The sequence below is a fragment of the Plantactinospora sp. WMMB334 genome (assembly GCF_049179095.1).
GTDB lineage: Bacteria > Actinomycetota > Actinomycetes > Mycobacteriales > Micromonosporaceae > Plantactinospora.
In genome coordinates this window covers 3,852,601-3,878,568 of record NZ_JBMHME010000002.1, presented here as the reverse complement: position 1 = coordinate 3,878,568, position 25,968 = coordinate 3,852,601, and the positions used below count along the sequence as shown (strand labels likewise).

The window sequence follows — 25,968 nt, the reverse complement described above, 5'->3', positions numbered from 1 at the left end:
GGAGAGATGACCGAGACGGTCGCGTTCGTCGGGCTCGGCAACATGGGCGGCCCGATGTCGGCCCGGCTGGTCCGGGCCGGCTACCAGGTGCGGGGCTTCGACCCGGCGGAGCCGGCCCGGCAGGCGCTGGCCGGAGCCGGCGGCACGGCCGCCCCGGATCTGGCCGGCGCGGTCCGGGGAGCCTCCGTGATCGTGCTGATGCTGCCCAACTCCGACGTCGTCGAAGCCACCGTGCACGACGGTGGCTTCGTGGCGGAGCCCGGGGCGACCGTCGTCGACATGAGCTCCTCGGAACCGATGCGCACCCGGGCGCTCGCCGCCGAGCTGGCGGAGCGGGGGGTCACCCTGGTGGACGCCCCGGTCTCCGGCGGCGTCTCCCGGGCCCGGAGCGGCGAGCTGACCATCATGACCGGCGGTGAGCCCGCCGACCTCGATCGGGTCGCGCCGATCCTGGCCCACCTCGGCACGGCCACCCGGGCCGGCGCGGTCGGCAGCGGGCACGCGGTCAAGGCGCTGAACAACCTGCTCTCCGCCACCCACCTGCTGGTCACCTGCGAGGCGATCCTCGCGGGGGAGAGGTTCGGCCTCGACCCGGAGACGATGCTGTCGATCTTCAACCGGTCCAGCGGCCGGAGCGGGTCGACCGAGAACAAGTGGCCCACCTTCATCCTGCCCGGCAGCTACGACTCGGGCTTCGGGCTGCGCCTGATGCTCAAGGACATGCGCATCGCCACCGGGCTCGCCGACCAGGTGGGCACCCCCGATCCGCTCGGGCACGCGGCGGCCGAACTCTGGGCGCGGGCGGCGGAGGCCCTCGACGCCACCGCGGACCACACCGAGATCGTCAACTGGTTGCGAAAGGACCCCGCACGATGAGCCTGACCCCACGGCAGGAAGAGATCAAGCAGGAGTTCATCCGGGTCCGTGGCGCGTGGAGCGACACCTGGGAGGGCGTACTCCGGCTCGATCCCGAGTTCCTTCAGGCGTACCTGGACTTCTCGGCCGTGCCGTGGCGCAGGAACCACCTCGACGACAAGGTCAAGGAGTTCGTCTACATCGCGATCGACGCCAACGCCACCCACATGTACCTGCCGGGAGTACGCCAGCACATCCGGGCCGCCCTCAAGCTCGGCGCCACCCCGCAGGAGATCATGGAGGTGCTCGAACTCTCCGCGACGCTCGGCATCCACGCGATGAACATCGGGGTGCCGATCCTGGTGGAGGTGCTCCAGGAGAAGGGGCTGCGCACCGGGCCGGCCCCGCTGACCGGGGAACAGGAGCGGCTCAAGGCCGAGTTCATCAGGACGCGCGGCTACTGGCACGCCTTCTGGGACGAGATGCTGGAGCTGGACCCGGAGATGTTCGCCGCGTACACGGAGTTCTCCTCGGTGCCCTGGCGCTCCGGCACCCTGGAGCCGAAGGTCAAGGAGTTCATCTACATCGCCTTCGACACGGCGGCCACACACCTCTACGTCAAGGGCCTCAAGCTGCACATCGAGAACGCGATCGGCTACGGCGCCACCCCGCAGGAGATCCTGGAGGTCATGGAGATCGCCTCGGTGCTCGGCATCCACGGCGTGACCGCGGCCGCCCCGATCCTGCTCGAGGAGATGGAGCGGATCGGGACGACCGGGGAGTGACCTCCGGCGGCGCGCACCCGACGGTGCGCGCCGCCGGGCTCAGCCCAGCAGCAGCCGTCCCGCGTTGGTGCCGACCAGCTGCCGGATGTCCGACTCGGCGACCCCGGCGTCCACCAGGCCACGGACGGCCCGGCGGTAGAGCGTCACCGGCAGCGGGTTGTTCTTCTGCCCCGAGTCGGAGGAGAGGACCGTCTGCCCGACACCCACCTCCTTGATGAAGGTCAGGAGTTCGTCGAGGTCCCGCCGGCGTTCCGGCCGGCCGAAGTACATGACGATGCAGTGCTCGATGTGTACGCCCTGCCGCGCCCAGGCCACCGCCTGGTCCACCGAGGCGCCGACGACGAAGCACGGGTGGTTGACCACGATCCGCCGGACACCCGCCTCCAGCGCGGCGTCGATCAGCCGCTGCGACTCCTCGACGCCCAGGTGACCGCAGGTCAGCACGGCGTCCTCGGCCGCGATCACCGACAGGATGTCCCGGACCTCCGGCAGCACCGCCCCGCGTTCGTCGAGGATCGAGATGATCTCGTTGGGGCGCAGCTCCACCTCTGGCGTGGGAAATCCGGTGTCGTGGTGTTCGTGGTGCCGGACGTGCGCGGCGGAGGAGAGGGTGGGGAACCACACCATCCGGCCACCCATCCGCAGCGCCAGCTCGACGGCGTACGGGTTGAGCCCGCCGACGGTCCGGTTGAGCGCGATGCCGCCGTACACCTCGGTCGACAGCTCCGCGAGCCCCGCCGTGCGTAGCGCCAGGATGTCGGTGACCATGCTGTGGTGGTGCGACTTGGCGACGATCGCCCGGAACCCCGCACCGGCGGCGTCGCGCGCCGCGTCGAGGATGCTCATCCGCCGGGGGAACGGGCTCGGGCCGGGGTGCTGGTGCAGGTCGACCGCACCGACGAGGAGGGCGTCCGCCTCCTCGTCCGGCACCTTCCGGTCGGCGTCGGCGTCGGGGTCGAACGGGTAGTCGACTGAGATCATCTGTGCTTCCTTACGGTCGGACTCTGATCGACGGTCGGCGCGCACTCGATGGTCGGAGTGCACTCGACGGTCGCACTTCGCTCGGGGAACGGTCGCACTTCACTCGGGGAACGGTCGGGCTTCACTCGGCGACCAGCACCTGGTCCTCGGGGCGCCAGTGGGCGACCACCCCGGCGCCCGGCTCGACCGTCGCCGGCGCGCCGACGGGAAGCGCCGCACAGCCGATCGAGCCGTCCCCGAAGGCGAGCTCGATCCGGTAGTAGGTGCCGTAGAAGGAGACGTCGGTGACGGTCGCCGGTGCGGCGTTGCTGCCGGACGGCACCGACTCCTCGTCGGGGGCGAGCCGCATGCGTTCCGGGCGTACGACCAGCGCCCGCTCCTCGCCGCCCGGCACCTGCTCCTCGACGGCCCACTTGCGGTCGTGCCACTCGTAGACGTCGGCCGAGCGGTGGCGGCCGGCGAAGACGGTGGACTCGCCGAGGAACCGCGCGACGAACTGCGTGGTGGGCCGGTGGTAGAGGTCGGCCGGCGTGCCGAGCGCGACGATCCGGCCGTGGTCGAAGATGGCGATCCGGTCCGAGAGCGTCATCGCCTCGTCCTGGTCGTGGGTGACGAAGACGAAGGTGAGCCCCAACTCGTCGTGCAGCCGCTTGATCTCGCGCTGGAGCGACTGCCGGAGCTTGCGGTCCAGCGCGCTGAGCGGCTCGTCGAGCAGCAGCACGCTGGGGGAGAAGACCACGGCCCGGGCCAGCGCGACCCGCTGCTGCTGCCCGCCGGAGAGCTCGTGCGGGCGCCGGTTCTCCATGCCGGCCAGGTCGACCAGGTCCAGCGCCCCGCCGACCAGCCGGGCCGTCTCGGCCGCCGGGACCTTGCGCTCCCGCAGCGGGAAGGCCACGTTCTGCGCCACCGTGAGGTGGGGGAAGAGGGCGTAGTTCTGGAAGACCATGCCGAAGTTGCGCCGGTGCGCCGGCATCCGGGTGATGTCGCGGCCGTTGAGCAGGATGCGACCCGAGGTCGGCTCGGTGAAGCCGACGATCATGTTGAGCGTGGTGGTCTTGCCCGAGCCGCTCGGCCCGAGCAGGGTGATGAACTCGCCCGGCTCGATGTCGAGGTCGACGTGGTCCACGGCGGGCCGCTCCCCGGCCCCGTACCTCTTGCAGAGGTCCACCAGTTCGACCCGGCCGCCGCTGGCGCCGATCGGCGGCGTCGCCGCACTCGACGGTGCCGCCGATGCGGGCGGGGCGGTCGTGGTCGTCGGCGGGCCCGACGTCTGCTGCCTGATCGGAGATCTCACCGGTTACCTTTCCTTCCGCGCCGCACGCCGACGATCTGGGCGAGCAGGATGGGGACACTGACCAGGACGACCATCAGGCTCGACGCGGCGGAGATCGTCGGGTCGATCTGGACGGTGACGCTGTTGAACATCTGGACCGGGAGCGTGACCGCCCCGGGTGCCTGCAGGAACAGGGCGATGACCACCTCGTCCAGCGACGTCACGAAGGCGAGGACGGCTCCGGAGAGGATGCCGGGCAGCACGAGCGGGAAGGTCACCCGCCGGAACGCCGAGACCGGGTTCGCGCCGAGGCTCGCCGCCACCCCGCTGAGCCGGTGGTCCATCCCCTGCAACCGGGCGGTCACCGCGATCACCACGAAGGGCAGCGCCATCGCGGTGTGCGCCAGGATGATCCCGATGAGCGTGCCGTTCAGGCCCAGCCGCAGGAACGCGGAGAAGACCACCAGGGCGACGAGGATGTGCGGGACGATGATCGGCGAGAGCAGGAAGCCGTTGAGCACGCCCCGCCAGCGCGGGCCGAGCCGGGTCAGGCCGAACGCCGCCGTGGTGCCGAGCACGGTGGCGAAGATCGCGGTGTAGATGCCGACCTGGAGGCTGTTGAGGATCGCGGCGCTCCACTCCGGCGAGGTGAAGAGCTGCTGGTACCACCGCCACGACCAGCCGTCGGGCGGGAACCGGAAGGTCTCCGCCGAGGAGAAGCTCATCGGGATGACCACGAGCGTCGGCGCCACCAGGATGATCGCGACGATCGTGGTGTGCACCCGGAGCCAGGGGCGTACCTCGGAGGAGCGCTCCCCGCCGGCACTGTGCCGGGTCGAGTGGCCGACGCCCGCGACCGTCGCGACGTTCTGCCCGGCCAGCCGGCGACTGAGCCCGAGCACGACGAGCACGACGGCGAGCAGGAAGATGCCCATCGCGCCGGCCCCGCCGAAGTCGAGCAGTTCCTTGGTACGCACGTTGATCACCTGGGCGATCATCGCGCTGCGGGTGGAGCCGAGCAGGGCCGGCGTGACGTAGAAGCCCAGCGCCAGCACGAAGACCAGGGACATCCCGGCGACGACGCCCGGGGTGGAGAGCGGCAGGTAGACCCGGCGGAAGGCGCGGGCCCGGGGCGCGCCGAGGCTCTGCCCGGCCGCCACCAGCCGCCCGTCGATCTGCTCCATCGCGCTGTACATCGGCAGCACGAGGAAGGGGAGCAGCACCTGGGTCATCGAGATGCCGACCGCCAGCGAGGTGCCGAGCAGGGCAACGTCGCCGAGCCCGAACGGGCGCAGCAGCTGCGCGATCGCGCCGCCGTCCTGCATCAGGACCAGCCAGGCGAAGTTGCGGGCCAGCATGCTCGTCCAGAACGGGACGAGCACCACGGTCACCAGTACGGCCCGCATGGTCGGTCCGACCAGGGTCATCGCGTACGCGTACGGGTAGGCCAGCAGCACCCCGACGACGGCGACCACCAGCGCGACGAGCAGGGTCCTGCCGAGCACCCGCAGGGTGTAGCCGTCGGTGAAGAGCGAGGCGTAGTTGCCCAGCCCGAGGCTCGGCTCGGTGAAGCTGTCCAGGACGACGTTCGCCAGGGGCAGCACGAAGAGGAGCGCCAGCGCGACCAGCGACGGCAGGAGCAGCAGCCATCCGGTGGCGTGCGCCCGGCCGAGCCAGGCCGCCGGGCCGGGGCGCGCGACGGGCGCCCCGGCCGTGGCTGTCGGAGCCGACATGCTCAGCCGACCTTCCAGCTGGTCCACCGCTTGACCAGCGCGTCGGTGTTGTCGATCCACCACTGCTTGTCCTGCTCGACGGTGGTGCCCCGGTCCGGCAGGAAGGCGTTGAACGTCTTCTGCTGCTCGGTGTAGCCGACCGAGTCGAGGTCGACGTCGGGCCGGGCGGGCGCGGTGCCGGTCAGCTTGGCGTACGCGACGGCCTGCTCGGGCTCGGTGACGAAGGCGAGCATCTCCTGGGCGAGCTGCTTGTTCGGGGTGCCCTTCGGGATCACCAGCGCGCCGATGTCGGTGGTGTTGAAGTCCCAGACCGGCACGAGGTTGGCGCCGCTCTGCGCCGAGACGATCGTCCGCGCCGTCACCGTGAGGACCATGCTGGCCTGCTTGTCCACCAGCATCTGCTGGATGGCGCCGTAGCTGGGGGCGAAGACCAGCGAGCTCTTGATCGTGTCGATCTTCTTCAGGGCCCGGTCGACGTCGATCGGGTAGACCTGCTCGGCCGGCACGCCGTCGGCGACCAGCGCGGCCTCCATCAGGCCGGCCTTGGGGTAGTCGTAGACGACCCGCTTGCCCGGGAAACGCTGTACGTCGAAGAAGTCCTCGATCTTCGTCGGCTTCTCACCTGGGTACATGTCGGCGTTGTAGCTGAAGATGTTGGCGTACCGGTAGGTGGGGACGAAGCAGTCGCCGGTGGTCCCCTCGGGGAACTTGCCGCGGTCGAGGGCCGGGTCGTCCAGCTTCTCGAACAGCTCGCCGCAGTAGGCTCCGGCGTAGATCCAGCTCATGTTCGCCAGATCCCAGATGGTCTTGCCGGAGCTCACCATCGCGCGCACCTGTGCCTGCTCGGCCGGGCTGACGTTGGTGAACGTCGTGCCGGTCTTGGCGGTGAAGGGCTCCTGCAGGGCCTTCTTCTCGTCCTCCTGGAACTGGCCGCCGGTGCTGGCCCAGGTCAGGCTCTTCGTGCCCGAGTCGCCGGAGCCACCGCCCACCCCGCAACCCGAGACCAGCAGGGCACCGACCGCTATCGTAGTGAAGAATAGGGATTTCTTCATATTTATCGCCTTTTCTAGTTAAAAGCGTCGTCCTGTATCCACCCAACGATGTCCATCGGGGACGTCGACCCCGGTCGCTCCGTCCCGCCTACCTGCCCCGGCCCCCGCCGGTGCGCTCCGGCGTCAGTCGGCCCCGCCGTCGAGCGGATTGACCATCCGCCGGCTGATCGTCACGGCGCCCGCCAACAGGGCGCGCGCCACCGGACTGTCGGTCTCCTCGGGCACGAACTGCGCGATGTCGACGACGGCCAGCGTCGCCACGACCTGGCCGCCCGGACCACGGACCGGGGTCGCCACCGCGCTGACGCCGTCCCGGGGACTCTTCCGGACCGCGATGCCGGTCCGCCGGACCTCCGCCAGTTCCGCCTCGGTCGCGTTCACCGGTGGTGTCCCCCGGCGGAACCGGTAGTACGACTGCTCCCGGAAGGCCCAGAAGACCACGGTCTGGGCCGCGTTCGGCCCGAGCTGGCTGCCGACCGCGATCGAGACGTGTGCCGTACGGCTGCTGTCCTCCCGCACCTTCGCCACCACGGGGCAGGTGCCGTTCCAGACGCTGAGCACGACCGTGTGCCGGACGTGCGCGCTGATGTCCTCCATCACCGGACCGGCCAGGTCGACCACGCCGAGCCGGGACAGGGCCATCGTGCCCAACTCGGCGAGGAGGACGCCGAACTCGTAGCGGTTGCGGTCGCGGCGTTGCAGGAGACCGTGGTTCTCCATCGACGCCAGGTAACGGTGGGCGGTGGACTTGCCGACGCCCAGCTCCTCGGCGGCGGACACCAGGTCGATGGTGTCGTTGGCCGTGAGCAGCCGGAGCAGTTGGGCGACCCGCGCGACGACCTGGAGGTCTCCGCTGGCAATCTCCATGCCGTACCTCCTTCGCTCGCCCGGGCCTGTCCCGCATTGCGGGGCATCCATCCGGCTATCCGGTACCGACGAATCTTGGTGACCCCTCCCGACGCATGTCAAGGGCCCAGAGAGATTTCCGCCCTACTTCCCGGAAGTTAAATCCGGGGGGATGCGCGACGGCGCCCCGGCGTGGCATGATTGTATGATTGCCAGACAATCCATGGGGATGGATCGGAGGTCGACATGCGCGGACTTGCCGGGAAGGTCGCGGTGGTCACCGGTGCGGCCGGCGGCATCGGCGCGGCCACCGCGCGGCGCCTCGCCGAGGAGGGCGCTCACGTCGTCGCGGTCGACACCGACGAGGCCGGCGCGCGCAAGGTCGTGGAGTCGCTCGCCACCGAGGGGAGCTGGGTGGTCGCCGACGTCTCGACCGAGGAGGGCGTGGCGGCGTACGTGCGGGCCGCCGTCGACCGGTTCGGCCGGCTCGACCTGCACCACCTCAACGCCGGCATACCCGGCTCGTTCGCCACGCTGCCCGAGCTGACCGTGGCCGAGTTCGACCGGGTCATGGCGGTGAACGTCCGCGGCGTCTTCCTCGGTGTCCGGGCGGCCTTCCGCCGCTTCGCCGAGCAGGGCGGGGGCGGGAGCGTCGTGCTCACCGGCTCCATCGGCAGCCTGCGGGGCAGCGCGGACCTGCTGGCGTACCAGACGTCCAAGCACGCCGTGCTCGGCATCCTGCGCGGCGCGGCCATGTACGGCGGCCCGCTCGGGATACGGGTGAACGCGGTCGCGCCGGGCATCGTGCCCACCGACCTCTTCGCCGCGACGCCGGAGGTGGCCGGCGGCCGGGACGACATGTCCCGGCGGGCCGGCAGCACGCCGCTGCGCCGGGCCGGCACCGGCGACGAGATCGCCGGGGTGGTGGCCTTCCTGTTCAGCGACGACGCCGGCTACCTGACCGGCGAAGTGGTCTCGGTCGACGGCGGCGCGAGCATCGTGAGCACCGTCCGGCCCTCCGGCGGCGCGGGCGCCTGGGACTTCGCCGCCTACGACCGCTCGCTCTACGGCGACGCCTGACGCTCGCCGACCGGCGCGACCGCTCTTCAACCGGGCGGCGGGGCCGCTCCTCGGCCCGGCGGCGCGGCTCGGGGCAACCGGGCGGTGCGGCTGCCGCTCAGCCGACCGGCAGCGGAGCGGCCACCCCGATGTCGGTGTGCACATCGACCACCACCGGACGCCCGGCGTGCAGCGCCCGGTCGAGGGCGCCCGCCAGGTCGCCCGGCCGGTCCACCCGGATGCCGAGCGCACCCATCTCCTCGGCGATCCGGGCGAAGTCGACGTCGTGGTAGGTCCACAGCTCCCGGGCCTGCTCGGTCGCCCGACCGCCGTAGGCCCGGTCGAAGCCGCGCCTGCTCTGGTTGCCGCCATGGTTGTTGTTGACCACGGTGACCAGGTTGACCCCCCGCCGGACGGCGGTCTCGATCTCCCCGAGGTGGTAGTAGAGGCCAGCGTCGCCGGTGAAGACCACCACCGGCCGGTCGGGTGCGGCGCACTTCGCGCCCACCCCCGCGGAGAACGCCCAGCCCAGATGGCCGGCGCTGCGCAGGTAGCCCTGCTCCGCCGAGGTGGTGTCGTGGAACTGGGCCATCCACATCCCGGCGTGACCGGTGTCGACCACCAGGACGGCGTCGCCGGGCAGCCCGGCGGTCAGCTCGGCGCAGATGCGTTCCGGCCGGACCGGCACGGCGTCGCTGGTCAGCACCTCGCGGTAGCGGTCCCGCCACTCCGCCTTCAGCCGGTCCACCTCGGTCAGCCACGCCGTGCGGTCCGGCTGGGGCTGCCCGGCGGCCAGGGCCAGCATCCGGCCGAGCGCGGCCCGGGCGTCGGCGGCGATCCAGGCGCGCAGCGGGTAGTTGCGCCCGAGCTGCGCCGGCTCCAGGTCGATCTGGACCGCCGCGGTGCCGACCGGGGGTACGGCCCAGAAGTGCGTGGTCATGCTCCCGGTCCCGGTGCCGACGAAACAGACCAGGTCGGCGCGGGCGACCACCCGGTTGGCGCACTCCCGCGAGTACGTCCCGACCACCCCGGCGCAGAGCGGGTGGGTGCCGGGGACGGTGTCCTTGCCGTTCGCCGAGGTGGCGACCGGGATGCGCAGCGCCTCGGCCAGCGCCACCAGTTCGGCGCCGGCCCGGGAGGAGCGCACCCCGCCACCGGCGACCAGGACCGGGCGGCGCGCCTCGGCGAGCAGCCGCAGCACCGCCGCCACGGCGTCGTCGTCGGGGGCCGGGCGTACCGGCGGCACTTGGGCGAACCGGCGCTCCACGATCGGCTCGGCGTCGGTCTCCGCCGTGTCGAGCTGCCCCTCGTTGCCCTGCACCTGGAGGTGGACCGGGCCGGGCGCGCCGGTGGTGGCCACCCGGAACGCGTGCCGGAGCATGTCGGGGAAGCGGTCGGCGTCGTCGATCGTGCCGTTGAACTTCGTGACCGGCTCGAACGCGGGCAGGTCGTCGATCTCCTGGTAGACCCGGCGGAACTTGGTCGCCGGCGACCGGCCGCCGGTCAGGGCGACCACCGGGGAGCCGGCCAGGAAGGGCTCGCGCAGGCCGGCGGCGAGGTTCAACGCCCCGACCACCTGCGCCGCGACGATCCCGGGCCGGTGCGAGACCCGGGCGTAGCCGTCGGCCATGTAGGCGGCGGACTTCTCGCCGTGCGTCACCACCCGGGCGATGTGCGGATGGTGCAGCTCCAGCTCGGCCATGGTGCGGCGGAGGATCGCGGGTACCGAGAAGACGTGTGTCACCCCGTAGCCGTCGAGCATGTCGGCGACGACCCGGGCGGCGGTCCGCCGGGTCACCCGGCCGTGATCCCGACCGGCGCGCCGTCGGCGGTGGCCGACTCCTGCCGCACCTCGTCGAGGACCCGCGCGGCCAGCCGGAACGACTCGAGCGCGGCGGGTGCGCCGCAGTACGCGGCGGTCTGCAGCAGCACCTCCTGGATCTCCGTCTCGGTGCAACCGTTGCGGAGCGCGCCCCGGACGTGCACCGAGAACTCGTGCGGGCGGTTCAGCGCGGTCAGCATCGCGAGGTTGAGCAGGCTGCGGGTGCGCCGGTCGAGCCCGGGGCGGGACCAGACGTCGCCCCAGCAGCTCGCCGTCACGTACTCCTGCACCAGCCGGGTGAAGTCGGTGGCCTGCTTCAGCGACCGGTCCACGTGGGCGTCGCCGAGCACCTCACGCCGGACCTGGTTGCCGCGTTCGAGCCGGCTCTGGTCAGAGGTCATGTACCGCTCCTGTCTGAGGTCGATGAGGAGGCGAAGCGTACGACCATCATACAATTTTGCGGAGTCGGCGGAAGCGGTGGAAGTCGACGACCAGGGAAACCGGGGGTGGCGGTCAGCCGCCGTCCTGCTCGGAGAGAGCGGCCAGCCCGGCGCGACCGGCCTCCTCGACGTGCCGGGCGCAGGCCGCCGCGGCGGCGTCGGCGTCGCCGGCCACCACGGCGTCGACGATCGCGTGCAGCTCGGCGACGCTGTGTTCGAGCCGGCCCGGCACCGACAGCGACAGCGACCGCAGCACGCTCACCCGCGCATGCAGGCTGCCGACCACCGACCGCAGCGCGAGGTTGCCGCCGCCCTCGAAGAGCACGTCGTAGAAGGCGTCCTTCGCGGTCAGGATCGGCGCTCCCGACGCCGCCAGCCGGTCGACCCGGTCCAGTGCGCGGACCAGCGCCCGGCGCTGGGCGGCGCTGGCGTGCGCGACGAAGAGCCGGCCGGCCAGTGCCTCCAGCACCGAGCGCACCTGATAGAGCTGGCGCGCCTCCTCGGCGCTGACGCTGGTGACGATCGTGCCCTTGTTGGGGATCGCGGTGACCAGCCCCTCGGCGGCCAGCTCGCGGAGCGCCTCGCGGACGCTGGTGCGGGAGACGCCGGTGAGTTCCACCAGCTCACGCTCGATCAGGCGCTGGCCCGGTGCGAGCCGGCGGTCGAGGATCGCCTGGCGCAGGTTTTCCAGGACCTGCGAGCGGATGAGCGCCGGGGTGCGTTCCACGCGCAAGGTATTGGCTCGGGTCACCGTCGCCCTCCCTGGCCACGCTCGTCCGGCACGTCGTGCCTGACATCGTACCCACGGGGCAGGCCCGTGGGGCAGAGGCGTCCGCGACGGCGTACCGTTGTCTCAGATCGTATGACGATGCTACATTCTCGAAACCCAAAAACCCTTGTGAGGAGCGTTATGGCGCGGTTGGGCTTCGCCCGTAGGTTGGCCAGTGCCGACCGGTGCCTGGTCGGCACCTGGGTCAAGATTCCGGCGCTCGAGCCGGTGGAGATCCTGGCCGACGCCGGGTTCGACTTCATCGTGATCGACCAGGAACACGCGCCGCTCACCTTCGAGTTCGCCTACCAGGCGACGGTGGTGGCGCAGGGGGCCGGCATGTCGGTCCTGGTCCGCGTCCCCGACCGTAGCGGCAGCCACCTGCAGCGGCTGCTCGACGTCGGGGTGGACGGGATCCTGGTGCCCCGGGTCACCTCCGTGGCGGAGGCCGGGGCCGCGGTCCGGCAGATGCTCTTCGCCCCCGGCGGCGACCGGGGCCTCGGCACCACCTCCCGGGCCGGCCGGTGGGGCGGCACCCCCCGGGAGGAGTACCTGCGCTTCGGCGACGAGGAGGTGATGCGCGCGGTCCAGCTCGAGGAGCGGGCCGCGATCGAGGCGGTCGACGAGATTCTCGACGTGGTCGGGCTCAACGGCGTCTTCCTCGGCATGGGTGACCTGCAACTCTCCTCCGGCCTGCCGCAGTCGGACACCGGGATCCAGAAACTGGTCGACCGGCTGCTCGCCGCCGCGCGGCAGCGCGGGGTGCCGGCCGGCACCGCCGTGCAGACCGCCGCCCAGGCGCACGCGGCCGCCGAGCGCGGCTTCCGGTACGTGATGGTCAGCAACGACACCAGCCTGCTGAGGAGTGCCGCGGCGTCCGCCGTCGCCGACCTCCGCAGCCGATTCGCCTGAGGGAGGCCCCATGGCCTACGACAACAGCGATCTGCGCTCCACCCTGCCGTCGAGCACCGCGACGGCCACCGCGCCCGAGCGGTTCTCCGGCTCCGAGCACGTGAGGTTCCGCGACCTGCCCCCGGTGGAGAAGACCGACGAGATCTCCACCTGGTACGCGCGCGGCCAGAACTTCGTCGTCGGGTACTCCGAACTCGACGGCACCGCCACCTTCACCCGCACCGCCCAGCCGGACGAGTACGTGGTGCTGCTCGCCGACGACGGCCTCGGCGCGACCGTCCGGGCACCCGGCGAGGAGGTCTCGGTGACCGGCCGCACCATGCTGGTGGTGCCGCCGGGTGACAGTTCGGTGACGGTCACCGGGCAGGGCCGGGTGCTGCGGCTGCTGACCACCCGGTCGGACGACGTCGCCGCGCTCGCCGCCAACGCCGACTCCTACGCCGAGCCGCACGAGAACATCCCCCCGTTCCGGCCGTGGCCCGATCCGGTCGGCGGCTACCGCGTCCGCAGCTACGACCTGACCGTGCCGCCGCTGGCGAACCCGCCGTTCCGGCTCTACCGCTGCACCACGTTCATGGTCAACTTCATCGACCCGAAGCAGGGGCCGCGCGACCCGTCGAAGCTCTCGCCGCACAAGCACGACGACTTCGAGCAGTGCTCGATCGTGCTGGCGGGGGAGTACGTGCACCACATCAGGTGGCCGTGGACCACCAACAGGGCCAACTGGCGCGAGGACGAACACGAGCGGGTGCTCGCCCCGGCGGTCACCGTGATCCCGCCGCCCTCGCTGCACACCAGCGAGGCGGTCGACCCGGAGACCAACCATCTGATCGACGTCTTCTGCCCGCCGCGCGCCGACTTCTCGGCGATGGAGGGCTGGGTCTTCAACGCCGACGACTACCCGGCGCCGGAGAGCCGGTGACGGGCGGAGAGCCGGTGAGCGGCGGGGAGCCGAGGAAGGACGGGCGCGGGCCGATCCGGGTGGCCATCATCGGCGCCGGGCTGGGCGGCATCGCCGCCGCGGTCAAGCTCCGCAGGCGCACCTCGGCCACCGTCGTCATCTTCGAACAGTCCGCCGGGGTCGGCGGCACCTGGTACGACAACCGGTACCCCGGGTGCGAGGTCGACGTGCCGTCGCACGCGTACTCCTTCTCGTTCCTCAAGTACGACTGGCCGCGCAGCCACGCCACCCAGCCGGAACTGCTCGCCTACGCCGAGCACGTGGTGCAGCGCTTCGGGCTCGCCCCGCACCTGCGGCTGAACACCCGGGTCACCGACCTGGTCTGGGAGGAGTCCACCAACTCCTACCGGCTACGGACCGAGCATGGCGAGAGCGAGGAGTTCGACGTCGTCGTCTCCGCGCTGGGCCTGCTCAACGTGCCCCGCTATCCCGACTGGCCGGGGCTGGAGACCTTCACCGGCCCCTGCTTCCACACCTCGCGCTGGGAGGAGCACGACCTCACCGGCAAGTCCGTCGCGGTGGTCGGCACCGGCTCGACCGCCGTGCAGATCGTCCCGGCGATCGCGCCCACCGCCGGGCAGGTCCACGTCTTCCAGCGCGAGCCCGGCTGGATCGAACCGAAGAACGAGCGGGAGTACAGCCCGCGCGAGCGGTGGGTCTATCGCCACCTGCCGCTGGCCCAGCGGCTGCACCGGGCCTGGCTCTTCCACCAGGGAAACCAGCGGTTCAAGGGCTACGACGTCGGCTCCCGCCGGCAGCGGCGGATGCGGGCGGTCTGCGAGCGGTTCATCGCCGACACCGTCGCCGACCCGGCGACCCGGGCGGCGGTCACCCCGGACTATCCCTGGGGCTGCAAGCGGCCGGTCATCTCCTCCACCTTCTATCCCTCGCTCAACCGCGACAACGTGGAACTGGTGCCGCACGCGGTGCGCCGGGTGACCCCGACCGGGGTGGTCGACGCCACCGGCACCGCCCGGGACGTCGACGTACTGGTCCTCAGCACCGGCTTCCAGCCGACGAGGTTCCTGGCCAGCCTCGACGTCAAGGGCCGCGAGGGGCGCAGCATCCACGACGCCTGGCGGGAGCGCGCCTCCGCCTTCCTGGGCATCACGGTGCCGGGCTTTCCCAACTTCTTCATCCTCTACGGCCCGAACACCAACGGCGGGGTCTCGATCATCGCCCAGCTCGAACGGCAGGCCGAGGTCCTGGTGCGGACCGTGCGGCGGCTGGAGCGCAGCCGGCGGCGCCGTGTCGACACCTCGCCGGACGTGATGCGCCGCTTCCTCGCCTGGATCGACCGGCGGATGTCCAGCCACGCCTCGGCGATGAACTCCGGCTGCCACAACTACTACCACGACCCGGCGGGGCACAACGTGACGCAGTGGCCGGGCGGCCACCTCAGTTACGCCATCGCCACCCGGCTCATCGCCCGGCTGGGCCTGCGGACACCACGCTAGAGTGCCCGCCCGGTGGGCACCGCGTCAGGGTGCCCACCGGCCGGCGGACACCACGCTGGGGTGCCCACCGGCCAGCGACACCTCCGCGACGTGCAGGCCGTCGTCGAAGACCGTCGACGGGAAGCGGTCCCAGACGGCCGCCTCGTGGAACGGCAGGATCCGCCGGGTCTCCCCGCCGACGCCGGCCAGCAGGTCGTCGGCGAAGTCGAGCCAGGCGGCGGCGCTGCCGGTGGTCATCGCGATCGGGGCGAGCACGCCGTCGCCTCCGATGCCCTCCAGGTTCTCGTAGCTGTAGACGTTGTCCCCGGCGAAGACCCAGGTGCCGTCCGCGTCGTTCGTCACCGCGACCAGCTGCGAGCCGGCGGTGTGGGTGTCGTGCGCCGGCCGCAGCTCGACGCCGTCGGCGACCTCGGCCACCCCGTCGACGAGCGTCGCCGGGCGGGTGGCGAGTTGCTGCGGCAGGTCCGCCTGGCAGGAGCGGGTCAGGAACTCGAACCGGGCGGGCCGGGCGGTGGCGGCGAGGTAGCTCTCGATCTCCCGCCGCTGGATGTGCACGTGCGCCGCGTCGAACGCGTCGACGCGGCCGGCGTGGTCGAAGTGGTTGTGGGTCAGCAGGACGGTGTCGACCTCCTCGGCCCGTCCCCCGACCCGGGCGAGCACGTCGACCGGGTCGCGCCAGCGGGTCTCGCCGTACTTGGCGGTGAGCCGGTCGTGGATCGCCGGGTCGGCGAAGCCGGTGTCCACCAGTACGCACCGGTCCGCCGAGCGCAGCAGGCCGAAGCAGTACGGCATCCGCCGGTGACCCTCGTTCGGCTGGGCGGCGAAGAGGTTGCTGGCGGGGAAGCGCGCGACGTAGCCGTACTCGAGGATCCAGATGGACCAGTTCACGAGCCGGCACCCGGCGGCCGGACGTCGAAGACGGCGAGCTGCCAGGCCACCATGTTGTAGTAGCCGACGATGGTGACCAGTTCGAGCAGCCCCGGCTCGCCGAGCGGGCCGACCGCGTCGCGGAACTCCTCCTCGTCCAGGGTGCCCCGGTCGAGCACCGCCCGGGTCGTCCGGAGGACGCAGGTCTCCACCTCGGAGAGCCCGGCCGGTTCCCGGCCGTCGGCCAGGGCCGCGAGGTCGGCCTCGGTGAGGCCGGCGGCCCGCCCGGCGCGGCTGTGCGCGTAGAGCTCGAAGGCGCTGCGGTGGTGGTGGCCGACGAGCAGGATCGCGATCTCCCGGGCCCGGGCGGGCAGCTGGGAACCGAACCGGACGGCGGCGCCGATCTGTTGCAGCGCGTGCCCGAAGGTCGGGCTGAGGATCCAGACCGCCGGTGGGCCCTGGAGCCGACCGTCCGGGTCGACGAGCGAGAACGGGCTCTCCGGCGCGACCCGCTGCCCGGTGGTGTAGTGCTCGTAGAGGGCCAGCTGGGCGGGGTCCATCTCCGCCGGATCGACGTCGTCGACTCTCATGCCTCGTCTCCCAGGAACGCGCGGGGATTGGTGGTCACCATCGTGCCGATCTGCTCGGCGGTCCAGCCGAGATAGGCCAACTGTTCGACGAACATGCGCAGGCACTCCGGCTCGGGCGGCACCCAGCGGGAGAAGACGTCCGTGGTGAGGATCGCCCGCTCCGGCCCGACGGCGTGCAGCGCCCGGTCCACGTCCCGGATGCTCAGGTGCCCGTCCGGGTGCACCAGCGGGGCGTTGCAGAATTCGAGGTACGCGCCGGTCGCGGCGAACTCGCGCAGCAGCGCCGGATCCGTCGTGTAGTGCAGCGGGTGGGTGACGAGCAGCCGCTGCCCGACCCCGGCGCAGTACGCGGCGACCGCGAGGCTCTCCTCGACCGAGGCGTGTCCGGTGGCCAGGGCGAGGCCGAGCGCGTGACAGGCGTCGACGACGGTCCGCGTCCGGCCGGAGAGGGCGCCGCCCGGGTCGCGGAGGGTGATCGCCGTCCGGGCCTGGTATTCGGCGAAGGAGGGCGAGACGCGCCCGAGCAGCGTGCTGATGTATCCGCCGCGACCGAGGTCGGCGGCACCGCCCCAGGTCGGCAGGAAGACCACCCGGGCACCGTGCGCGGCGGCGAGTTCGACGACGCTGGGCTCCAGGCCACCGACCGGCGGGTTCAGGGTGATGCTGCCGTGCACCGTGAACCCGGTCCCGGCCATCGCCTGTCGCAGGGAGCGGGCGCGATCGGTGGTGGCCCAGAGGTGGGACTTGAGGACCCACCCCGACATGCCGTACGCGTGCGCCAGCCGGGCCACCGCGAGGTCGTCGCCGCGGTTCCGCAGCCCCGCCGACAGGTCCGGCTGGCCGTGCACGTGTACGTCGACGGCGCCGCGCAGCAGGCGGTCGAACGCGTCCGGCTGGGCGGCCGCCAGCTCGTGTTGCGGATCGGTCATCGACACCTCGTCCGGCTAGGAGTTCGACTGATTGTATGATGGTATGACTATCAGCTCAAACGTCTGGTCGGCTTCGCGGTCCTGTCGCACCCCTGCCCACCTGGGTGAACGCGGCATGTGCCCGGGAAGGGAGCTCCATGCCCGGATCGCCGGTGCATCCATGACCACATGCTGACGGAACGGAGCCTGACGTGACCCTGCACACCGACCTGTTCATCGACGGCGCGTGGCGGCCGGGTGCGGACGACCGGCGCTTCGACGTCGTCGACCCCGCCGACCTCTCCACCATCGCCCGCTTCGCCGTCGCGGAGGAGCGCGACTGCATGGCCGCCGTCGACGCGGCGGCGGCCGCGCAGCCGCGGTGGGCGGCCACCGCCCCGCGCGAACGCGGCGAACTGCTCCGCGCCGCCTACGAGATCCTCACGGCCGAGGTCGAGACCCTTGCCGACCTGATGGTGCGGGAGAACGGCAAGGCCTGGCCGGACGCGGTGGCCGAGGCGGACTACGCGAAGGAGTTCTTCCGCTGGTTCGCCGAGGAGGCGGTGCGGGTGCCGGGGGAGTACCGGCTCTCGCCGGCCGGGGACAAGCGGATCCTGGTCGACCGGCAGCCGATCGGGGTGTCGCTGCTCATCACGCCCTGGAACTTCCCCGCCGCGATGGCGACCCGCAAGCTCGCCCCGGCACTGGCCGCCGGCTGCACGGCGATCCTCAAGCCCGCCCGGGAGACCCCGCTCACCGCCGCCTACATCGTCGAGGTGCTGCGTCGGGCCGGCGTACCCCGGGGCGTGGTGAACCTGGTGACTCCGGTGCCGACCGGCCCGCCGGTGCAGCGAATGATCGACCGTCCGGAGGTCCGGAAGCTCTCCTTCACCGGCTCCACCGAGGTCGGCCGGCAACTCCTGCACGCCTGCGCCGAGAGCGTGGTCAGCACGTCCATGGAGCTCGGCGGCAACGCCCCGCTCATCGTGCTGCCCGGCGCGGACCTGGACGCCACGGTGGCCGGCGCGCTGCTGGCCAAGATGCGTAACGGCGGCTCGGCCTGCACCGCCGCCAACCGCTTCTACGTGCACAGCTCACTGCACGACGAGTTCGTCGCGCGGATGGATGCCGCCCTCGCCGCGCTGGCGGTCGGCCCCGGGCGGGACCGTGCGAACGACCTCGGCGCCCTCGTCTCGGTGCCGGAGCGCGACAAGGTGGCGGCCCTGGTCGGGACCGCCCTGGCGGAGGGGGCGACGCTGCGGCGCGGCGGGCACGCCTCGACCGACGGCGCCTTCTACGACGCGACCCTGCTCACCGGCGTCGAGCACGGTGCCACGATCACCACCACCGAGATCTTCGGGCCGGTCACCGCGGTGGTCCGCTTCGACGACGTCGACGACGCGGTGCGGATGGCGAACGACACCATCTACGGCCTGATGGCGTACGTCTTCGGCGAGGAGCGGGAGGCGGTCGCCGTCGCCCGCCGCCTGGAGGTGGGGATGGTCGCGGTCAACCGGGGCGCGGTCAGCGACCCGGCCGCCCCGTTCGGCGGGGTCAAGCAGAGCGGCCTCGGCCGGGAGGGTGGTTCCGAGGGGATTCTCGAATTCCTGGAGGAGAAGTACATCGCGCTGACCGCCTGACGGGTGTCCCGTCCCGGGGCAGCCCTGACGGCGGCGGGCGGTCGCGGGGGAACCGGTCCCACGCCGGTTCCCCCGCTCGGAGCGACGCGTCAGGAGATCGCGGCGCCCGCCTCGGTCCAGGTGCTGTCGTCGCGCACGTTCGCGAGGGTGATCCCGTCGAGGATCTTCGTCATCTCCTCTTGCGGCAGGCCGTCGGGGCCACGGCTCACCACCTGCACCTTCACGGCGCCGTCCTCGACCCACCGGTTGCAGAAGTCGTCACGGCAGCTGATTCCGGCCGACTGTGGTGGTTGGTTGGAGTTGGCGGCGGGCAGCACGAAGACGAGGAAGCTGCCCGGAGGCTCGGCGCCGTCGACACCGCCGTACGGCTCGGTGAGGCCGGTCGTCGGCAGGGCGGGCCGGCTGAGGAGCAGGCCGGCGTGGTCACCGTCCCTGGCGCTCGCGATCCCGTTCAGGCCGGTCATGGCGTGCATCGCGACCTCGGTGAGGTGGTATCCGGACGGCACGTAGCCCAGGGTGACCGGAACCCTCGCCGCCTCCGGCGTACCGGCCCGCAGGCCGGCGGCGAGTTGCCGCAACTCGTCCGCCGACGGGGCGTCGGCGTCGCCGGAGTGGGCGGTGATCACCGCCCAGCCGTCGGTGTCGTACTGCCAGGCGAGGGTCCGGGTCACCGCGATGTTGCCGAGCCCCGGGCCGCTGGCCTCCAGCCCGGGCCGGCCGGCGACGGTGACCTGCCGCGCTCCGGCGAGCTTCGCCGGGTCGTAGGCGCCGGGCCGGTAGACGGCGAGGTAGGCGTAGAGGGTCGGTCCCCCGGCGGCGGGCGGCTGATCCGGGTCGACCGCCCGGTCGTTGGTGGTGAAGCCGTCCGCGTAGACCGGGGCGAGTTCGTAGGCGGTCGACACGTCGATCGGCTGCCCGACCCGCAGCCGGCCGACCTGGTAACCGTCGAAGGTGAAGGTGAAGGGCCGGGCTCCGGCCGGGAAGGTGTACGCGGCGCCGGCCGCGCCGGCCTGCTGGCCGGTCAGCGCGGTGGCGTCCTCCTGGCCGGCGGCGACCGTCGGCGACGCTGCTCCGCCAACGAGCGACGGTACGGCGACCGCGGCCGTGACGCCGAGCACCGCCAGGGCGGCCGCGCCGGACGCGGCCCAGCGCTGCCGTCGGCGGCGCTGGACCCGCCGCCCCGACTCGACGATCTCGTCAACGGTGTAGCGCGGTGGTGGCGACTCGGACGCCACCAGATCCACCATCTCCCGCACCCGCATCGGCACGCCCTCCATGTTCTGCCGTGTCATCGACAACCACACCTCCGGCGGCCAGCGCCGCCCGTAGATTCGCCAGACCTCTGGCCGTCTGGCTCCTGACCGTCGCGGCCCGCACGCCGAGCACGTCGGCGGCATCCTCGGCGGTCATGCCGAGGTAGAACCGCAGCACCAGTACTGCCCGTTGCCCTTTTGGCACGGCGAGTAGCGCCGACCGCACCCTCAGGCGTTCGTCGGTGGCGGCGGCGGGATCGGCCTGGGCGACCTCCGGGATCCGGTCGCCGGCGGACCGTTCGCGGCGCCACCAGGGCCGGCGGGTCTCGTCGATCGCCGCCCGGAACACCATGGTCTGGGCGTACAGCTCCGGCCGTTCCAGGCGTCCCCAGCGTGGATACAGCTTCGCCAGGGCGTTCGCCACGGCATCCTCCGCGGCATGCCAGTCGCCGCAGGTCACGAACGCCAGCTTCCGCAGCGCGGGCATCCGGGACGCCACGAACTCGCGGAACGCTTCCTCATCATCTGGTCTCAACCGGCCGCTCCTCCCCACGAGGATGGAACGGTCGGGGCCCGCCCGAACGATGCACGCCCGCCGAGGATTTTTTCGCGGCAAAGAACGTCGATCCCTTGACGGCGGCCGTTCACTTACCTACCGGTTGTGCGACAGCACACGTCGTTACGTTCGTCGGACCTGCCCAGAAGGAGAGGTCCACAATGGATCGACGCAACATGCTCCGCGCCACGGTGCTCGGAGCCGGTGCGGTGGCGCTGCCGTTCACCACCTGGTCGGCGGCGTACGCCGCGCCGGCGCAGACGGCGCCCGGCCCGTACGGTCCGCTGCAGTCGGCCAACAGCCACGGCATCCAGCTCCCCGCCGGTTTCACCAGCCAGATCATCGCCCGTTCCGGTCAGGTCGTGCCCGGCACCTCCTACACCTGGCACAACGCGCCCGACGGCGGGGCGGTGTTCGCCAACGGCAGCGGCTGGATCTACGTGTCGAACTCCGAGACCAGCGCCGGCTCCGGCGGCGGTGCGTCCCGGATCCTCTTCAACTCCAGCGGAGCCGTCGTCGGCGCGTCCCGGATCCTCTCCGGCACCAACAACAACTGTGCGGGCGGCAAGACGCCGTGGAACACCTGGCTCTCCTGCGAGGAGGTCAGCCGCGGGCGGGTGTGGGAGACGTACCCGCTCGGCGGCACCGCCGTGGTCCGCCCGGCGATGGGCCGGTTCAAGCACGAGGCCGCCGCCGCCGACCCGGACCGCCGGGTCATCTACCTGACCGAGGACGAGAGCAACGGGAAGTTCTACCGGTTCATCCCGGACACCTGGGGCAACCTCTCCGGCGGCAGGTTGGAGGTGCTGGTCGCCGGCAGCGGTACCTCCGGCTCGTTCAGTTGGGCCGCCGTGCCCGACCCGGACGGCTCGCCGACCGCGACCCGGTCGCAGGTCTCCGGCGCCAAGTCGTTCAACGGCGGCGAGGGATGCCACTACTCCGACAACACCGTGTGGTTCACCACCAAGGGCGACAACCGGGTCTGGCAGCTCAACCTCGGCAACAGCACCTACGAGCTGGCCTACGACGACAACCTGGTCAGCACCGGCTCGGCGCCGCTGACCGGCGTCGACAACATCACCGGTTCCAGCTTCGGGGATCTCTACGTCGCCGAGGACGGCGGAAACATGGAGATCTGCATGATCACGCCGGACGACAAGATCTCGGTGTTCCTGCGGATCACCGGCCAGGGCTCGTCGGAGATCTGCGGGCCCGCCTTCACCCCCGCCGGTAACCGGCTGTACTTCTCGTCCCAGCGCGGCACCTCGGGCTCCTCCTCCGGCGGCATCACCTACTGCGTCACCGGACCGTTCCGCACCTGAGCCGGCCGGTTGCCGCACCCGGGCCGCCCGCCCCTGACGGCGGGCGGCCCGACGGCGCCGGGTTTCTGCCACCGCGACCAGCGGCGGAGCCCACCTGGCACGGAGCACACGGTTCAGCGCGCCGGGACGGTGTGCCAGAATCCGCACCGGTGTGCGCGGTCGACGTCCACCGGCGTGATCCGCCCGCCGGAGAGCGAGAGGGCGGTGCCGGCCCGGTACGGCGGCCAGTCCGACGCGGGGCGGCCGGTCCGGGCGAAGCCCGTCCACCGCTCGACCAGGGCCGTGGCGAGTTCCTCCCGACCTGCCGGGCCCGGCGCGGGCCGCGACTCCGTTCCCGACGTCGACCGCGGCTGCGCCGCCGACTGTGGCACCGACTGCGGCTGCGGGAAACTGTCGAAGAAGTAGGGGATGTCGTCGCCGTGGGAGGCGCCGAGCGGCAGATCGCCGACGGACCTCCCGGAGTCCTCGGCGAACTCGTAGGCGTAGACCGGAGCGAGCCGGCGGTGCGCCTCGCTGTAGGAGAGCTGGGCGCAGGTGCCGACCATCCGGCCCTCGTCGGTCTGCAGGGTCGCCAGGGCGAGGCTGGGTGTGGCGTACCGGTGCTCCGGGTACCGGGCGAGGATCCGGCCGGCCTCCCGGCCGTAGAGGTCGTGGACGACCCGGCGGTACCGCTGCCCGGTCAGCGGCGTCTCGGCGATGTCCAGCAGGGTGGCGACGACTCCGCGCATCTCGTCCCTGGTGCCGCCGTGGATCAGCGGCACGGCGTGCACCCGTCCGGTGCGGGCGGCGTCGAGGGGCTGCCGGGGCAGCGGCGGCGTGCCGACGGTGTAGAACCAGGGCATGGAAGCCGCGATCTCCCGCTGGTGGGTGGGGGTGTTGGGCAGCGTGGCGACCCGCTCGGCGGGGACCTGTCGCAGGCAGGCCGCCACGTCGGCGGCGTCGGCACAGCCGAGGGCCCCGACCGCCCGGTCTCCGCGCCGGTCGGCCTCCGCCCGGGTGACGAGGTCGTTGCCGCACGGCGCGCTCTGCACGATCGCCCTGTCGAAGAGTCCCCGCGCCGCCGGGGAGGCCAACTGGGCACAGACACCGAAGCCGCCGTACGACTCACCCCAGAGCGTCACGTTGCGCGGGTCGCCACCGAACGCCCCGATGTTGGTACGCACCCAGCGCAGTGCCGCCTGCTGGTCGGCGAGGGCGAAGTTCCCGGCGTACGGGTCGTCCAGCGACCCGTGCCGGAGGAAGCCCAGGGCGCCCAGCCGGTAGTTGACCGTCACGACGACGACCCCGCCGGCCCCGGTCACCGGCCGGGGATCGTAGCGGCTGCCGGCCCCGGAGTTGCCGCCGTGCAGGAAGACCAGCACGGGCATCGGCCCGGCGACGCCACGCGGGACGTGCACGTTCAGGTACAGGCAGTCCTCGGCACCGGCGACCACGGGCGGGCTGCCCGGCGGGTACGAGTACGACTGGGTGCAGATGGGCCCGGGGCGGGTGGCGTCCCGGACCCCGGTCCACGGTTCGGTCGGTTCCGGTGACCGCAGCCGCAGCTCACCGATTGGCGGTGCGGCGTAGGGAACGCCCTGGAACATGCGGTGGTCGGCGGTGACCGTACCCCGGACCGGACCGTCCGCCGTCGCGACGACGGCGTCGCCGTCCGGGGCGGTGCCTGCGGCGGCCGGGCCGGACGGCGGCACGGAGCCGGAGAGCAGCAACGAGCCGGACAGCAGCATGGAGATCGTGGCGAGCGTGCCGGGCAGAATGGGCGATGGAAGTCTCATCCGGCCACCATCCCCGGCCCGGACCCGCCGGACATCCGGCCGGCGCCGTACCGCCGGATACGCCGCAGAACGTAGCCGCGGGCGCACGCGGCGACCCGCCTCGGCTCCGCCGATCAGTTGCGCCCGGCGCTGCTCCAAGCGGCGACCCGAGCCGGAAGCAGCTCGGAGGCGGTCCCGCGTCGCCACCCCCACCTGCGCCGAAGCTGCCGTCGCCACCCCGACACGGGCGAAGCCCAACCTCCGGCCACCAGCCGCCAGAAGGGTCCGGGACGGCCGGGCGCCCTCACCGGGGGCCCGCGACCCGGCCCGGCCGGACCGCGACGACGATCCATGCGGCGGCCAGGGCGGTTTCGGCGAGCGCGGGCGGGCGCTGCCGCCGGTCCGTCACGGCCAGCGCCACCGCGCTCAGCGCGTGCAGGGCGTCCACCGCCGCGCCCGCCACGTACACCGGTCGGGTCGGACACCACGCGGTCACGGCCGCCTGGAGCAGGTGACGTGTGCCGAGGAGACGCAGTATCGCCACGGACCGGTCGTCGACGCCGCCGTGCAGGATCCGTAGCATCAGCCGGGGCGCCAGGAGCATGCCCCCGCCCCAGACGGCTCGGGCCAGCACCCCCGTCCGTGCTGCCGACACGTGTCACCTCCGTGGGTCCGAGATCCGGGCGGCTCCGGAGGACCGAGGCGCCGGACCGTACGCGGCCCGGATGGGACCGGGCGCGTCGTGCCGGCCGACCGGTCCGGTGGCCCGTCCGGTGCGCCGCCCGCGACTACCCCCTGCCGCCGGCGGCAAACACACGATCTGCTGCGCCGGCTGGCCGGGCAACCGGCGCCGCGCCGCCGTCCTACGCGATCCGGCCGCCGTCGTGGCACCGCGACACCGACCCATGATCGAGTCCCGTCTGGAGCGACTCGGAGTCGACAGCGTTGTCGACGGCGTCGGCCGACAGCACGGCCAGGGATGAACGCGGGCGGCCACGCCGACCGCGCCGGCCGCCTTCGTCGCGCGGTCGGGGGCCACCACCGGCTCGCCGGCTCCACTCGCCGTCGTCCAGAACGTCGACGAGTGCCCGGCGTAGCGTGCCGCGAGACGGTTCGCCGTACCCGATCCGGAGCACCATCTGGGCGTGACCCTGGCCGCCGACGAGGCGTCGCAGCTCCGCCACCTCCAGCGCCTGGTTGATCGGGGAGGCGTCCAGCCGCCGGGCGGTCGCGGTGAGCAGCACCCGCTGTATCGCCTGTCCGGCGCGGATCCAGTCGTAGGGCATGTCCCCGCTGGTCGTCAGCCGGACGAGCGTGGGAGGGCGTTCGAAGGCGTCCGAGCCGGACGACGGGCCGAAGCGGCGCAACGGCAGCCGCCCGGTCGTGTCCTGCGGCGGGAACGCGTACGCCGGAATCCCGTCGCGCCGCGGACCGCCACCGGCCCACGCGGCCAGCTCGGCGTGGTAGGCCGGGCTCCGGTTGAGCAGTTCGTCCCCGACCGAGGTGAGCGAGAGGATCGCGTCCCGGACGATCGGGTCGGCGACGGTGAGCCGGCTGCCCTCCGCGGCCGCCGCGCTGATCAGGTCGTCCAGCACCGGCCAGGGCACGGCGGCGGCCTGGAAGGGACGGCGGTTGGTGTGGCGGCGGGGGATCGCCGCCGCCAGCACTGCGGCCGTGGCGCTCGGGGCGGTCGTGGGGCCGGCCTGGATCCGGGCGGCCAGTTCCGGGGAGCCGGGCTCGGGCAGCAGATGCAGGACCGGAATCCGGCCGTGCGTGAGCATCGCGACCCGGAGATTGAAGATCGCGGCTCCCAGGCTGATGAACATCTGCCGGCCGTCCGGGTCCAGCACGGAAAGCTGACGCCTCCGGTCCGCCCATACCTCGATTTCCCGTCCGCGTACCCGGAAGAGCCATGGCTGGGTGTTGTGGATGGAGGGCGCCGCCGTCGCCGTGCGCAGGCATTCGGCGACGACCTCGGCGGAGAGCCGAGGAATTCTTCTGACCCCACCAGCCATGATCTGGTCTCCCTTCCCGCACTACGACCCTGCCCCTGCGCCGGCCGGCTCAGCCAGGGCCATCGGCCCGTGGCGGTGGGCCGACGGACCCTGACCCGGCCGGGGTGCGCGCTGCTGT

Annotated in this window: 24 protein-coding genes; 8 read left to right on the top strand and 16 right to left on the bottom strand. The window is 72.4% G+C overall.

The window, feature by feature from the left end; translation table 11 throughout:
- Nucleotides 1-6 precede the first annotated feature (6 nt).
- Complete coding sequence (locus tag ACN27G_RS16530) at nt 7-876, top strand: NAD(P)-dependent oxidoreductase (RefSeq protein ID WP_421493711.1); 870 nt, start codon at nt 7-9, stop codon at nt 874-876.
- On the top strand, nt 873-1,640 hold the full coding sequence (locus tag ACN27G_RS16525; protein WP_421493710.1) for a carboxymuconolactone decarboxylase family protein: 768 nt from the start codon (nt 873-875) through the stop codon (nt 1,638-1,640). Before ACN27G_RS16530 ends, ACN27G_RS16525 begins: the two co-directional genes overlap by 4 nt.
- Before the next feature lie 39 nt (nt 1,641-1,679).
- On the opposite strand, the gene ACN27G_RS16520 is transcribed toward ACN27G_RS16525, so the two are convergent.
- The 5 genes from ACN27G_RS16520 to ACN27G_RS16500 all read right to left on the bottom strand — a co-directional run bounded on the left by ACN27G_RS16520 (nt 1,680) and on the right by ACN27G_RS16500 (nt 7,546).
- Complete coding sequence (locus ACN27G_RS16520; protein WP_421493709.1) at nt 1,680-2,621, bottom strand: DUF6282 family protein; 942 nt, start codon at nt 2,619-2,621, stop codon at nt 1,680-1,682.
- Between the two features lie 121 nt (nt 2,622-2,742).
- The gene (locus ACN27G_RS16515) at nt 2,743-3,915 is read right to left on the bottom strand and encodes an ABC transporter ATP-binding protein (protein WP_421493708.1); all 1,173 of its coding nucleotides are present in this window, start codon (nt 3,913-3,915) and stop codon (nt 2,743-2,745) included.
- Nucleotides 3,912-5,627, bottom strand: coding sequence for an ABC transporter permease subunit (locus ACN27G_RS16510; protein WP_421493707.1), 1,716 nt, complete (start codon nt 5,625-5,627; stop codon nt 3,912-3,914). The genes ACN27G_RS16515 and ACN27G_RS16510 overlap by 4 nt, the downstream gene beginning before the upstream one ends.
- 2 nt (nt 5,628-5,629) lie before the next feature.
- On the bottom strand, nt 5,630-6,679 hold the full coding sequence (locus ACN27G_RS16505; RefSeq protein ID WP_421493706.1) for an extracellular solute-binding protein: 1,050 nt from the start codon (nt 6,677-6,679) through the stop codon (nt 5,630-5,632).
- 123 nt (nt 6,680-6,802) lie between these two features.
- A complete protein-coding gene (locus ACN27G_RS16500) occupies nt 6,803-7,546 on the bottom strand; it encodes an IclR family transcriptional regulator (RefSeq protein ID WP_421493705.1) in 744 nt (247 codons plus the stop codon).
- Nucleotides 7,547-7,771: 225 nt separating this feature from the next.
- Between ACN27G_RS16500 and ACN27G_RS16495 the strand changes: the two genes are divergently transcribed.
- Nucleotides 7,772-8,605: an SDR family NAD(P)-dependent oxidoreductase gene (locus ACN27G_RS16495; RefSeq protein ID WP_421493704.1), complete on the top strand. Its 834-nt coding sequence runs from the start codon at nt 7,772-7,774 to the stop codon at nt 8,603-8,605.
- A gap of 97 nt (nt 8,606-8,702) precedes the next feature.
- On the opposite strand, the gene ACN27G_RS16490 is transcribed toward ACN27G_RS16495, so the two are convergent.
- From ACN27G_RS16490 to ACN27G_RS16480, 3 genes are all read right to left on the bottom strand, one after another.
- Nucleotides 8,703-10,382: a thiamine pyrophosphate-binding protein gene (locus ACN27G_RS16490; protein ID WP_421493703.1), complete on the bottom strand. Its 1,680-nt coding sequence runs from the start codon at nt 10,380-10,382 to the stop codon at nt 8,703-8,705.
- On the bottom strand, nt 10,379-10,807 hold the full coding sequence (locus ACN27G_RS16485; protein WP_421493702.1) for a carboxymuconolactone decarboxylase family protein: 429 nt from the start codon (nt 10,805-10,807) through the stop codon (nt 10,379-10,381). Before ACN27G_RS16485 ends, ACN27G_RS16490 begins: the two co-directional genes overlap by 4 nt.
- A 112-nt stretch (nt 10,808-10,919) precedes the next feature.
- Nucleotides 10,920-11,597 (bottom strand): GntR family transcriptional regulator, encoded by a 678-nt coding sequence (locus ACN27G_RS16480; protein WP_421493701.1) that lies wholly within the window; start codon nt 11,595-11,597, stop codon nt 10,920-10,922.
- A gap of 159 nt (nt 11,598-11,756) precedes the next feature.
- Here ACN27G_RS16480 and ACN27G_RS16475 point away from each other — a divergent pair, with 159 nt between their 5' ends.
- The 3 genes from ACN27G_RS16475 to ACN27G_RS16465 are packed head-to-tail and all read left to right on the top strand — an operon-like array spanning nt 11,757 to nt 14,945.
- On the top strand, nt 11,757-12,527 hold the full coding sequence (locus ACN27G_RS16475) for an HpcH/HpaI aldolase family protein (RefSeq protein ID WP_421493700.1): 771 nt from the start codon (nt 11,757-11,759) through the stop codon (nt 12,525-12,527).
- A 10-nt stretch (nt 12,528-12,537) separates the two neighbouring features.
- On the top strand, nt 12,538-13,449 hold the full coding sequence (locus ACN27G_RS16470) for a hypothetical protein (RefSeq protein ID WP_421493699.1): 912 nt from the start codon (nt 12,538-12,540) through the stop codon (nt 13,447-13,449).
- Nucleotides 13,446-14,945 carry a flavin-containing monooxygenase gene (locus ACN27G_RS16465; protein ID WP_421493698.1) on the top strand — a complete coding sequence of 500 codons (1,500 nt, stop codon included), beginning with the start codon at nt 13,446-13,448 and terminating at the stop codon, nt 14,943-14,945. Before ACN27G_RS16470 ends, ACN27G_RS16465 begins: the two co-directional genes overlap by 4 nt.
- Before the next feature lie 24 nt (nt 14,946-14,969).
- On the opposite strand, the gene ACN27G_RS16460 is transcribed toward ACN27G_RS16465, so the two are convergent.
- Genes ACN27G_RS16460 through ACN27G_RS16450 form a run of 3 tightly spaced genes read right to left on the bottom strand, consistent with a single transcriptional unit; the run spans nt 14,970 to nt 17,331 of the window.
- A complete protein-coding gene (locus tag ACN27G_RS16460; RefSeq protein ID WP_421493697.1) occupies nt 14,970-15,833 on the bottom strand; it encodes an N-acyl homoserine lactonase family protein in 864 nt (287 codons plus the stop codon).
- A complete protein-coding gene (locus tag ACN27G_RS16455) occupies nt 15,830-16,402 on the bottom strand; it encodes a carboxymuconolactone decarboxylase family protein (RefSeq protein WP_421493696.1) in 573 nt (190 codons plus the stop codon). The genes ACN27G_RS16460 and ACN27G_RS16455 overlap by 4 nt, the downstream gene beginning before the upstream one ends.
- Complete coding sequence (locus ACN27G_RS16450) at nt 16,399-17,331, bottom strand: DUF6282 family protein (RefSeq protein ID WP_421493695.1); 933 nt, start codon at nt 17,329-17,331, stop codon at nt 16,399-16,401. The genes ACN27G_RS16455 and ACN27G_RS16450 overlap by 4 nt, the downstream gene beginning before the upstream one ends.
- Nucleotides 17,332-17,522: 191 nt before the next feature.
- On the opposite strand from ACN27G_RS16450, the gene ACN27G_RS16445 reads away from it, so the two are divergent.
- On the top strand, nt 17,523-18,950 hold the full coding sequence (locus tag ACN27G_RS16445; RefSeq protein ID WP_421493694.1) for an NAD-dependent succinate-semialdehyde dehydrogenase: 1,428 nt from the start codon (nt 17,523-17,525) through the stop codon (nt 18,948-18,950).
- Between the two features lie 89 nt (nt 18,951-19,039).
- Here the strand turns inward: ACN27G_RS16445 and ACN27G_RS16440 are convergent, their stop codons facing one another.
- Both ACN27G_RS16440 and ACN27G_RS16435 read right to left on the bottom strand, forming a co-directional pair.
- Nucleotides 19,040-20,242 carry a hypothetical protein gene (locus ACN27G_RS16440; RefSeq protein ID WP_421493693.1) on the bottom strand — a complete coding sequence of 401 codons (1,203 nt, stop codon included), beginning with the start codon at nt 20,240-20,242 and terminating at the stop codon, nt 19,040-19,042.
- A complete protein-coding gene (locus tag ACN27G_RS16435) occupies nt 20,148-20,738 on the bottom strand; it encodes a sigma-70 family RNA polymerase sigma factor (protein ID WP_421493692.1) in 591 nt (196 codons plus the stop codon). The genes ACN27G_RS16440 and ACN27G_RS16435 overlap by 95 nt, the downstream gene beginning before the upstream one ends.
- Nucleotides 20,739-20,920: 182 nt before the next feature.
- Here ACN27G_RS16435 and ACN27G_RS16430 point away from each other — a divergent pair, with 182 nt between their 5' ends.
- Entirely contained in the window at nt 20,921-22,081 is a 1,161-nt protein-coding gene (locus tag ACN27G_RS16430; RefSeq protein WP_421493691.1) for an alkaline phosphatase PhoX, read from the top strand.
- A gap of 113 nt (nt 22,082-22,194) precedes the next feature.
- On the opposite strand, the gene ACN27G_RS16425 is transcribed toward ACN27G_RS16430, so the two are convergent.
- From ACN27G_RS16425 to ACN27G_RS16415, 3 genes are all read right to left on the bottom strand, one after another.
- Nucleotides 22,195-23,856, bottom strand: a complete 1,662-nt coding sequence (locus ACN27G_RS16425) for a carboxylesterase/lipase family protein (RefSeq protein WP_421493690.1) — start codon at nt 23,854-23,856, stop codon at nt 22,195-22,197.
- Between the two features lie 283 nt (nt 23,857-24,139).
- A complete protein-coding gene (locus tag ACN27G_RS16420) occupies nt 24,140-24,490 on the bottom strand; it encodes a hypothetical protein (RefSeq protein ID WP_421493689.1) in 351 nt (116 codons plus the stop codon).
- 208 nt (nt 24,491-24,698) lie between these two features.
- On the bottom strand, nt 24,699-25,850 hold the full coding sequence (locus ACN27G_RS16415) for an Acg family FMN-binding oxidoreductase (RefSeq protein WP_421493688.1): 1,152 nt from the start codon (nt 25,848-25,850) through the stop codon (nt 24,699-24,701).
- Nucleotides 25,851-25,968 lie beyond the last annotated feature (118 nt).